Below are 9,802 nucleotides of genomic sequence, written 5' to 3' on the forward strand. Positions count from 1 at the left end.
GGCGAGTAGACCTTCATCACCATAAAAGATGCCTCCTACCCGGCCCCTACCGGGACCGGGCTCAGAGGTGTCCACCACTCGGGGACAGGTCCCGGGTACGAAGCGGGCGTCACGATCCGCGACCTTGCCCGGCAGAGCGGGCGCTCCTTCAGCTTTGTGTGCACCGTTCTGGCCGAGACGGGGGCTACCTTCCGTCCCAGAGGCGGATGGCCTCATGCCTGACCCGCCCCTACTCGGGAACGTGGTCGAGCGCCTCCCCCTGGACGCTCCAGCGCGCGCACCCCACGCGCTCGCCAGCCCCGACTCATTAACTGAAGGAACCATGACGACTAGCGCGTTACAAAGCATCTCGGGCGGGATTGCGGCTTGCCCGGAGAGCGCGCCTCGGACGCCTGGCGCCCTCTTCGCCCGGCGCCGCGCGGCCCTCCTGCACCTGCTGCGCAATCACCTGGCCCGTTACCCCATGGGAGCTCGACTCCCTGGGTCGGCGGAGCTGGCGGAGGAACTCCATCAGGACCGACGTTCCGTCGTGGCAGCGATGGGGCAGCTGGATCAGATGGGCGAGGTGGTCTACACGGCCCGTAGCCGCGTTCCACGCCCGCCGCTACGGATTCGACATCGAGCACCCGGTCCAGTGGGAGGCGGAGGCGCTGGAGCCGGACCAGCTCCGGCGCCTGGTCCTCGCCGCCATCGACCCGTACATCGACCGCGGCGTTGTCGCGCAGTAGATCGCCGCGAGGAACAGCAGCGCCGTCCCTTGGAATGCCTTGCCGGGCGGTGGGGAGCTGTGGTCGGCGGCTCGGGCGGGAAACTTGAGTGCCCTGGCATGGCGGGGGTGGGCAGCAGTTCCGGATGGTGCGGGCCCAGGGGGGCACCCGCCGTGCATCCGAGCTGCGAAGACCAACTATCCGCCACCCTTTTGTGAGGTGAGTTCAGCCCAAAAGAGCAGCCTCCCGGAGGTTCCGGGAGGCGCCACGCGGAGGTAAGCAGAGAGGAGACCAGAAGAGGAGCGAAGAGACCATGTTCATGGATGGAATCCAGCAAAAGGTAATGAATGGCCTCTATGTCATTCGCAGTGATCAGTTCAAAACCGACATACATCAGCTCGACGATGGCGTGAAGATATTTTATCGATTCGTCGAATATCTTTGCGCGAACGGGCTTCTCAGTGTAAGTGAAGGGAAGTTCCTAGTACTTGAAGACGAAGATTCACGTTCGGGATCCGGGATTACAGGGCATTGCGGGGAGCTCCTTCATGATCTGGTCGAGAAACTGGAAAGCGAAGGAGGGGAGGAAGTCGCAGGTCGGTTCGGTGCCGCGCTCGAGCAGGTTCTTATTCGCAGAAAAGGAGTAGAGCGCCAGTATGGTGAGCTAGATGCCAACGAGAAGGGTTACCTTGAAGCCCTGCAGCAGCAGCGCTCGATTGCCCTGAATAAGGCAAGGTCGATCGCGCTTGCGGATCTCATGGAGCGAAATCAAGCCGGCCTTCGAGGAATTGTGTCGTGGGAGAACTGCGCCGTATGCAGAACGGTGGATGGCGAGGATCTTCTCGTTGTCGGTGATCAGTATTTTTCTGACGGAACCGTTGAAATTACCCCACCCGCGTCTATGATTGTCGGGGAATACGTTCCCCAAGAGATCACATTTCACTACAGTGAAATGTTCGAAGTCCGGGGCTATGGGAAGATCATCCCCCGAGACGGGATTCTCGACGTAGAGTCAGATGACCCAGGGATGCGAGACCAGATACGCCATTTCATCGATCTGATAGGCATACAAAGCACCGAAAGGGGTGGTGCTCCTGGTTCATCGGCTCTGGATGTCGAAGTCATCGCGAACGCGGGATCTGCCCGGCGAAGGAATACCAGACGCGGCAAAACTCCAAAAGTAGGGGAAGAAGTATCTGCGGAACGGCGGCAGCGGGGCGAGCGCATCCTGGCCGCCGGCCGTGCCCGCGTCGCGGAAGAGGCCCGCCTCCAGCCGAAGCGGGCCAGGGAGGGTGACCGCGGGTCCATGTGGCCCCCCGGCCCTGGAGAGAAGGGCGGGGTAAGGCCCGAATACTTGAGTCTGGATGATGAGAGGTCGCCGGCTAGGCCCGAGCCACTGGTACCGGCACAAGGCCAACCACAAGAGACGGCGCCCACGCGCCGCTCGGCGAGCGCGAACCCTTCTCCCTTTCCGACGGGGTGGGAACTCGACAAGCGGCGCGATGACGCTGCCCTAGACAGCACGAAGCTTATTCCCTTTGAGTCGAAGCCAGTGCCAGCCGAAGTTCCCACACATGACCTCCCCCTCCCCTATAGGACTGCGGCAGATCTACGGCAGAAAGGAGGAGGTCTCCACGGACCAGTCCTGGAACGTTGGCGGCTACAGGCCCAAGCCGTCGATAGGCAAAGCAGGAGGATTCTATCCTCGGTGAGGGAGAATCAGCCCGTCTACTTTGGATACCACCCAGGAACGCAGATCGCACTTGTCGGGGAAGAGAACCCCTTCTATGCGGATTGGATGAATGACTTCACAGGCAACCACATTGACATGCTGCTGCATGGCAAGATCACGGTTCGCAAGCGAGGGTTGCTGGGCCGGGGCCGCATCGAAGTCGCCATGCCGTCCAATTCCAGCGAGGGGAACGACTCAGGGCTGACCCGCAAAGTGGTGCGCAAGCTCACCAGGATGGAGATAACCGAGACGATAAGTTGAACACGGGCCGCGTCATCGGGCAGCGTCCGAACTCTTCCGGGTTTGGTGAGGCACGCATGAAGACTCATGCACCGTGGTTCACCCCTTCACCCCGCCGCCCACACCGATCCTGAGCCTTTTCCAACCTGCGGGCTGGGCTGGCCAGTTGGGCCGACAGACGGGTGAAGCCCCTGGTAGACGGGTTTCGATCAAGAACCCGTACCGCGAGCTGCTCGGCCTCGTCGAGAAGCGCGGCCGCAGTTGCGGATCGCGGATGAAGCGGGCGTGGGCGGCGGTGGCCTTGGCTGCCGGGCTCGGGCGCGGTCGGCAGCGGTGTACGCGGCGTCGGCCTGATGGGCGCGCCGGACCCCCTCCAGCAGCCAACGGCGGGTGCGCGTGTCCATGGTTCTCCTCTGAGTGCGGGGTGGCGTGTTCGGTGCCGGGCGGCTGCCACCGCCGCCCGGCCGGGGCTGAATCTCCTCGCGTCGAGCGGGTGGGGGCGCCTTGCCATGCGGGCCGGGTGTCGCGCCAGGGGATGTCGGGCCCCGGCGCCCGGCCCGCGGTGGGGCCGGGCGCCGGGGCGCAGGGGCGTGGGGCGCTGTGCGCCAGGGCCGGGCGTTGTCCGCGGCGACGGTGGCGGCGAGGCGCCCCCAGCTCAGGTGGAGCTTGAATGCAGCTTCCAGGTAGAGCGCCGCCGCCTCCGGCCGCTCCCCGGCTCCCGTCAGGTGGCGCTCGTGCAGCAGCTGGAGAGCAGCGCGCAGGCTGGTCTCCTGGGAAGCAAGCTGGGTGCGGACGGGGTACAGGAGCCGGGGCAGTTCTAGGGCGCCGAACACGGCGCGGGTGACGTACTGGCCGAGGTCCTGGGCGACGTGTTCGAGGTCTTCGGGACTGTGCAGGCTCAGGTCGGTGCCCTTGGGGAAGTACTGGCGCAACAGGCCGTTGGTGTTTTCGTTCGAGCCGCGCTGCCAGGGCGAGGCGGGATCGCAAAAGTAGACGGGCATCCCGGTGGCCATGGTGAACTGCTTGTGCCGTGCCATTTCGCTTCCCTGGTCCCAGGTGAGCGAGCCCCGCAGATGCGGGGGGAGGGTCTGGACGGTGCGGACCAGGCCGTCGCGGACAGCCGCAGCGTCGTGTGAGCTGCCGGGCAGGTGGACCAGCATGGTGTAGCGGGTGCTCCGCTCGACCAGCGTCCCGATGGCGGACCGGCCGTGCTCGCCGACGATGAGATCGCCCTCCCAGTGACCGGGCACCGCCCTGTCCTCGATCTCAGGGGGCGGCTGCTGATCATCACCATCGGGTCGTTGAAGCGAGGGGTGCGACGGCTCGGGTCGCGTCGCGGCTTGCGGCGCGTGCGCCCGGTGCGGACGGCTGCCTGGACTTCCCGCTTCAAACCGCCTCTGGCCTGCAAATACAGTGCCTGATAGATCGTCTCCACGCTCACCCGCATGCTCTGATCGTCGGGATGGCTCTTGGTCAGAGCGTGGCAGATCTGTTCTGGGGACCACCGTCGGCGCAGGCCGTCCTGGACGAAAGCGCGCAACGGGCTCTCGCCCACCAGTTTGCGTTCCTTGGGCCGGGGCCTGCGCGCGGCAGCGACCCTGTGAGCCACGTAGGGGAGGTAGCCGACGGTCCCCGAGTTGTTCCGCAGCTCGCGCGAGATGGTGCTGGCCGGGCGCCCCAGGGTCCGTCCGATGGCCCGCAACGACCGGCCGGCGGCGTGGAGGTCACGTATTCGCTCCCGCTCGGAGAGGGACAGGAATCGCGGGTGCAGCTTCTTCTCAAGGGCTTTGAGGCTCACCGGCCTCACCGGTGCCGTCATGATCACACCGGACATCGTGACGGTGCCCGTCGTGTAGTTCACACGTCGGCCGTCGGGGTAGGCCCGCCCATTGCGGGACTTCCGGACGCCGTAGTCCCAGTCCTTGGCCGTGCGCACGTGCACCCCGGCCCGTTCGGCGGCTTCCCGGCGGGAGACACCCTGGGCCCGCAGCTTCATGTACTCCTCGCGCCGCGGGTGCCGCCGGTGCCCGTAGTTCATGCCCGCTTTGCGGGCCAGGGTGAACGCCGTATTCAGATTCAGCCCCAGCTCACGGGCCACGGGATCCAGCCGCTCAAGGAAACGCCTCTTCAACGCCGGATCAAGCCTCTTACCGCCCACGGTCCCCGCAACTCCCATCATCGTGAGTGTTGCGAGGACCGCTAGAACCTAAGAGCACCGGGGGCCTCTTGGCGTTCCGCTGTTCGTGCCTGGCGTCACCGCAGTCACCATGCGTCGGCACGCGCCGCTTCTACCCTCCGAACACCGCGGTGTACGCCTGCTGGCCTTGCTGCAGGGTCGTGGTCAGGGCAGCCGACGCGACGCCGATCTCGGTCAGTCGGCCCATAACGGCGTCGTACGCCGCGCGGACACGTCCGGGCTGGGCGGTCTCGCTGCTGGCTTCCTCATCGAGGCGTCGCGGACGAGCTCGGCCTGCTGCACAGGATCGAGGCCGTAGGTCGGGGCGAGCTGCTGTACGAGGGCTGCGAACTCGCGCATGACGCCGGGGTCGAAGGCGTGGTTGTGGTTGTGCTGCTCGACCTTGCCCTGGGATCCGGCGACGATGTTGGTGCCATTGATGCTGTAGTAGTCGCCAGGGCGGGTTCGATTGAGGTAGTCGCTCACGGTCGCTCCAGAAAGTACGCAGTCGATACCGTCAAGGGTGATGGTGACGGTCTTGGGGTCGGTGCTGGCCTCTTCGACGAGTCCGGAGTTCAGCAGGCGCGCCAGGGCGTAGTCCAGTTCCGTTTCCGACAGGGCGCCGCCGGCGAAGTGCGACTCATCAGTGTTCAGGAAGGCGGCCGGGCTCGCGGGGCGCTGGTCGTGTGCGGTGGCGTACAGCCAGCGCAGAAAGGCGTCGGTCGCGTAGCGGTGCCGGGCGGCGGGTGCGCTGCGCAGTCGGGCGAGGCGGCGCAGTTCTACTCGTCCGTCGGCGGTCACCCTGTGGGAGTCGGGCGAGCCGAAGGAGCTCATGGCATCAGCCAGGCCGTCCCGCTCCAGTTCGGCTGCCAGGACCGCAACATCTTCCAGAGGCGTGCCCGAGTACTCGGCGTAGTCGGCCTGCTCCCCGAACCGGCTTTCAGGCAGCTGGCCCAGCCAGATCAGGTAGCGGACCAACTGCGGGTCCTGCTCGATGCCCACGCCCACACCGGAGATTCCGGCCGAGGGAGTGAACCCCCTGCTGGCCAGGGGCACGGTGATCGGGTACTTCTTGAAGGCCCGCTCGTACGCCTTGTTGGTCTCCTTCACGTGCTTCTCGATCGCACGCTGATCGACCTTGTTGCTGGCCATTTCGTCCCCCTCACGACGTACTGGCTGAAGCTTAGTGAACGGCACTGACAGGGCGCGGGCCGCTTGGGCATTGGTCTGGCCGAGTGAGGCGGGGATGCGGCTTGTCCCACGTACGGCCGTGCGGGTCGCAACAGCTCTCACGTGCGGGGCATGGCCTTCCCCCCGATGCCCGAGCCGCTGCGCCGGGCAATCCACCAGCTGGTCTCCGAGGGCGTGCAGAACTGCCAGAAGGTGCTGCGGTACACCGAGCCCGACCAGGCCAGCACCTGGAAGCGCATGCGCTGAACCGGGCCACGGACTCGGCGGACACGATGAACATGCTGGCCATGCTGATCGCGGCGTACTGCCAGCGCGCGGGTATGGGCCGGGAGTCTTTGTGGAGGCGTATCTTCAGCTGGAGCAGCAGCACGACCGGGCCAAGGGGCCGGACGGTGGGGACTTGGGCGCAGCTGTCGGATCTGCTGGGCGACTCCGGTCGCGGCGAGCGGGCCGGGGACCTGGGCCAGCATGCAGTTCCGTTCCGGGCAGCGGCACGCCGCGAACGCGGGTTCTGCACGGTCTGAAGGCCCGCCTGTGTGACGACGTCGCCTCACTGGATAGCTACCGCCGCCGCACGTCCCGGAGCTGGCGAGGAAGGTCGCCGGTGTGCTGCTGCGCCGGAACGGAGTCGCCGGCGCACATGCCACCGGGCGTCGCCCCGAGGTCGTCATCTACACGACACGCGTTTCCGCCCGGTCGATGCTTGAGAGCTACGCCTCCTTGCGTGGCCGGCGGGTCAACCGCTTCCGCCAGGTGACGAGGCATACGAGGCGACGCTGCGCCTCCAGCTGGAAGAGCTGAACGAGCCTATGACGCCGGTGGGAGCGGGCACCCCCCCCCGACCCACCGGCGCACCGCTCTCCGAGGAAGGAGGACACCTGCGAATACACCCGTCTTTCGCCGGTTCGGCGACGTACTGGTGTTGCGTGCTGCCGCCGTGCCGCTGTCCGCGCGCCCCTCGGACTGGCCCGTCATCGACGCCCCGGAACCCTGCCGTCGGTGGCTTCGCCGGGTCTGGTACGACGGCACCTTCGTGGCCCAGCTTCGCGCCCCCACTACCGATCACTCCAGGAGGCCGACCACCTGCGCATCCGCGTCCCGGTCGGTGACAACGCGGCCGCGGCAGTCGCCACCTGGACGGCGCGGCTCATCGCGGGCCGGCTCGCCTCTCACCTACCCGGGGCGGACGTGGATGGCCGCTTCAACCCCGCGCGGCGAGCCCGGAGAGAGCAGCCTCGCCCTCACGTACCAACCATGCCCGATTGAGGTACCTCTCCTTCAGGACGGGGCTCCCGCCACATGTGACGCAGCCGAGCCGACACGTTCGGCTGGGCTGCATCACGGCTGCCGGACCGAACGCGTTCGCACCCCGTGCGCAGACCCGGTGAACACCAATGACCCCAGCAGGCAAACGCGTTACTTACGTTACCCTGCGTGACTTCGCGGCGTCGCGGTGGCCAGAGACGCTCTGCCCTGAGGGAGATCGGGCAGGGATTCCATATCTTCGGTGAGTCCGGCTGCGGCGAGAACATGGGCCTGGTTGTCGTGGATGTATGCCACGAGTTGGGTGGGCGTGACCCCTGCGGCGAGCCGTTGCGCCAGAGCCGCCAGCCCGTGCTTGATGAAGCCATGAGTCTGGTTGTACGCGCGTGCGAGGTTGGTCGGGGTGGTGGTCCGCGTGTGCCTGAGGACCGCACCGATGAACTGTGCGTCCTGTTCGTTGAGTATTTCGGCCCTGCCTGAGGGGAGGTCGGGCAGGAATTCCAGGTCCTCGGTGAGTCCGGCTGTCGCGAGGATGTCGGCTTGATGGTGGTGTATGTGGGCCACGAGTTGCGCGGGTGTGACCGGCATACCGAGCCGTCGCCCCAGTTGCTCGAGCCCGTGCTTGATGAAGGCCTGAGGCCGGTTGTACGTGCGTGCCAGTTGGCCCGCGCCGTCGGCCGGTGTGTGCCGCAGGACCGCTCCGATGAACTGCTTGTCCTGCTCGGTCAGGGGACTCCGCACCTTGCCGGCAGGTATCAGGTCCTCGATGGGGCGACCGCATAGCTGAACGGCGAGTGGTTCCTTGTGCGCCCGTACGTGCTTGAGGACATCGGTGGCGGTGCCGTGTTCCAGGCCCAGCCGCGGCCGGAGACGCCTCAGAAGGGTCCTGGCGTCGGTGCCGAGTGCCTTCGTGAGGTCGGCCACGGTGAGGGAGCCGGTTGCGTCGCGGACGGCGGCCAGGAGCTGTTCGTCCCTGGTCCGCCCCTCCGGGGTGGGGGCGGGGGCCGCGGAAGGGATGGCAGCGGAACGGGTCGTCGCACCGGGTGCCGCGGGCTTCCTGGCAGGGGCGGGCGCCGTTCCGGCGCGCTCTGATGTCATCGTGCGGTAGTCGTGGGGGACGATCCGCACGGGCGCATGGGCCGCTGACCCAGGCGCGGCGCCTTCTGCCTCATGCTCTTCCGTCACGCCACACTCCTTGCACACAGCCCACATCGAGACGCCTGCTAGCTTCAGCGTGTCCCGCTCCGTGTCCACCAGGCCAGCATTCGATGCCGAATGCCCGCATCTCTGCCTTTTCGGGCCGGGGTCGGCGAAATGCCGACCTGAATTGTTGACCTTCAGTGGCTTGGCGCCCGCTGCCGCTGGCCTGAGCGTGGTGCGGCAACCTGGCCGCCGCGGTCACCGCCGAGGCTCTGCCCCGGATCCTGGAGGAGCTCGGCGCGGCGGTGCGGGTGGTGTCCATCCTCGACCTGACCGTGCCCGCCCGGCGGGTCGAAGTGGTCGGCTGACGGGAGACCGAAGGCCTTCGCACCCAGCAGGATATTGCGGCCACGGCCGGTATGACCGCCGAGAGCCGGCTTGCCGAACAGCGGGGCGAACTGTTCGCCCATAGCCGCCCTGGGCAATGTGATCGCCTCTGCTTGGGACGATCCTCGGCACCCTCCTCCCGGTGGCGGTACTCGGCGGGCGGCGGCGGCAGGACCCCCTAGTGCTCACGCCAGTTGAGCACTCGTACCCCTCGCCGAACGCCGATGCAGCGGGTCCGCCGCTCCCTGACCGGCAACCATCGCTGCGTCGGCCTGCCCGGCTCGGCTCCGGGCGCATGACAGACGCGTATCCACCAGGAACGCTGACGGAGATCCCGCCCTCGGTACGGATCGGCCTCGCGACCCCGAGCATTGACTTCGAATGTTTATTAATGCTTGATTATGTGCGCTTCTGTTTGATTCTCCTGAGGATGTCGCCGTGAAGAAGACCGTCACCACCCTCGCCGACGGCCGCGAGCTCATCTACTACGACGCGCGGGACGACGCCCTCCGGGACGCCGTCGACTCCCGGCCGCTCGACCCCGTCTCCTCCGCCTCCGAGATCCGCCACGACGTGCTCCTCGGCGACCGGGTCGCCGTCGCCTCGCACCGGCAGGGCCGGACCTACCACCCGCCGGCCGACGCCTGTCCGCTCTGCCCCTCCCGGGACGGGCGTCCGACGGAGATCCCGGCCCCCGACTACGAGGTCGCCGTCTTCGAGAACCGATTCCCCTCGCTCTCCGGGGAGAACGGCCGGTGCGAGGTCGTCTGCTTCACCTCCGACCACGAGGCCTCCTTCGCCGACCTCACCCCCGAACGCGCCGCGCTCGTCCTCGCGGCCTGGACCGACCGCACCGCCGAACTCGCCGCCCGGCCCGGCGTCGAGCAGGTCTACTGCTTCGAGAACCGGGGCGCCGAGATCGGCGTCACCCTCGGCCACCCGCACGGCCAGATCTACGCCTTCCCG

At 67.1% G+C, this 9,802-nt stretch carries 6 protein-coding genes and 2 pseudogenes; 4 read left to right on the forward strand and 4 right to left on the reverse strand.

Features of this window, described 5'->3' with window-relative positions; all coding sequences use genetic code 11:
- The first annotated feature begins 21 nt into the window (after nucleotides 1-21).
- Nucleotides 22-222, forward strand: a complete 201-nt coding sequence (locus AB0E14_RS38360; protein ID WP_362429771.1) for a helix-turn-helix domain-containing protein — start codon at nucleotides 22-24, stop codon at nucleotides 220-222.
- Between the two features lie 798 nt (nucleotides 223-1,020).
- Nucleotides 1,021-2,700 carry a hypothetical protein gene (locus AB0E14_RS38365; protein WP_362429756.1) on the forward strand — a complete coding sequence of 560 codons (1,680 nt, stop codon included), beginning with the start codon at nucleotides 1,021-1,023 and terminating at the stop codon, nucleotides 2,698-2,700.
- An 833-nt stretch (nucleotides 2,701-3,533) separates the two neighbouring features.
- On the opposite strand, the pseudogene AB0E14_RS38370 reads toward AB0E14_RS38365, so the two are convergent.
- A pseudogene (locus tag AB0E14_RS38370) lies at nucleotides 3,534-4,498 on the reverse strand (IS30 family transposase); the annotation flags it as partial.
- A gap of 552 nt (nucleotides 4,499-5,050) precedes the next feature.
- Nucleotides 5,051-6,007: a hypothetical protein gene (locus AB0E14_RS38375; protein ID WP_362429759.1), complete on the reverse strand. Its 957-nt coding sequence runs from the start codon at nucleotides 6,005-6,007 to the stop codon at nucleotides 5,051-5,053.
- A 150-nt stretch (nucleotides 6,008-6,157) separates the two neighbouring features.
- Here AB0E14_RS38375 and AB0E14_RS38380 point away from each other — a divergent pair, with 150 nt between their 5' ends.
- On the forward strand, nucleotides 6,158-6,292 hold the full coding sequence (locus tag AB0E14_RS38380) for a hypothetical protein (protein WP_362429762.1): 135 nt from the start codon (nucleotides 6,158-6,160) through the stop codon (nucleotides 6,290-6,292).
- A gap of 1,179 nt (nucleotides 6,293-7,471) precedes the next feature.
- Here the strand turns inward: AB0E14_RS38380 and AB0E14_RS38385 are convergent.
- Nucleotides 7,472-8,563 carry a hypothetical protein gene (locus AB0E14_RS38385; RefSeq protein WP_362429765.1) on the reverse strand — a complete coding sequence of 364 codons (1,092 nt, stop codon included), beginning with the start codon at nucleotides 8,561-8,563 and terminating at the stop codon, nucleotides 7,472-7,474.
- Nucleotides 8,564-8,646: 83 nt separating this feature from the next.
- The gene (locus tag AB0E14_RS38390) at nucleotides 8,647-8,919 is read right to left on the reverse strand and encodes a hypothetical protein (RefSeq protein ID WP_362429768.1); all 273 of its coding nucleotides are present in this window, start codon (nucleotides 8,917-8,919) and stop codon (nucleotides 8,647-8,649) included.
- Nucleotides 8,920-9,274: 355 nt separating this feature from the next.
- Here AB0E14_RS38390 and AB0E14_RS38395 point away from each other — a divergent pair.
- Nucleotides 9,275-9,802 (forward strand): annotated as a pseudogene (locus AB0E14_RS38395) (galactose-1-phosphate uridylyltransferase); the annotation flags it as partial.

Source organism: Streptomyces sp. NPDC047981 (genome assembly GCF_040653315.1).
GTDB lineage: Bacteria > Actinomycetota > Actinomycetes > Streptomycetales > Streptomycetaceae > Streptomyces.

Bases quoted from the DNA above. Each gene is read 5' to 3' on its own strand.
- AB0E14_RS38390 (WP_362429768.1), bottom strand. From the start codon at position 8,919: ATGGGCGAACAGTTCGCCCCGCTGTTCGGCAAGCCGGCTCTCGGCGGT.
- AB0E14_RS38380 (WP_362429762.1), top strand. From the start codon at position 6,158: ATGGCCTTCCCCCCGATGCCCGAGCCGCTGCGCCGGGCAATCCACCAG.
- AB0E14_RS38375 (WP_362429759.1), bottom strand. From the start codon at position 6,007: ATGGCCAGCAACAAGGTCGATCAGCGTGCGATCGAGAAGCACGTGAAG.
- AB0E14_RS38365 (WP_362429756.1), top strand. From the start codon at position 1,021: ATGTTCATGGATGGAATCCAGCAAAAGGTAATGAATGGCCTCTATGTC.